Below are 405 nucleotides of genomic sequence, written 5' to 3'. Positions count from 1 at the left end.
ATAAATCGTCATACACAAACACCAAAATATACTTTGTCGGATTATCAAATATTAAAACGACAAGAAAATGGAGAATATGAATTAGTGGCACAAGAGAACATAGCAAAAGGTGTCATCTTAGAGCCTTGCGGTCCTGATGGGCTTTTAGCTGGCACTGTTTTACGCATACCTGAGGGGCATTATAAATTCATAGTTGCACCAACAGGACAAGGGCTTAGAGAATATATGATGGATGGTAGCTCACAAATAAAACTGCCAAGACTATATGACGGTGAATTTGTTTTTAGCTATGAAAGATATGATGGCGATAAGGCAAGAACAGCCATACTCATCCACTCAGGCACAAATGTGCTAGAATCCCCGCTTGATAGGACTGAGGGTTGTTTGTTGATAGGGAGGGGATTT

1 protein-coding gene is annotated in these 405 nt (G+C 40.0%); it reads left to right on the top strand.

All coding sequences use genetic code 11. The features are described from left to right. Window positions 1–405: KH domain-containing protein (locus tag DMC01_RS14345; RefSeq protein ID WP_185908998.1), on the top strand; the 405-nt coding region annotated here is incomplete at both ends.

This window comes from Campylobacter troglodytis (genome assembly GCF_006864425.1).
GTDB lineage: Bacteria > Campylobacterota > Campylobacteria > Campylobacterales > Campylobacteraceae > Campylobacter_D > Campylobacter_D troglodytis.
This window is presented reverse-complemented; position numbering and strand designations above follow the sequence as displayed.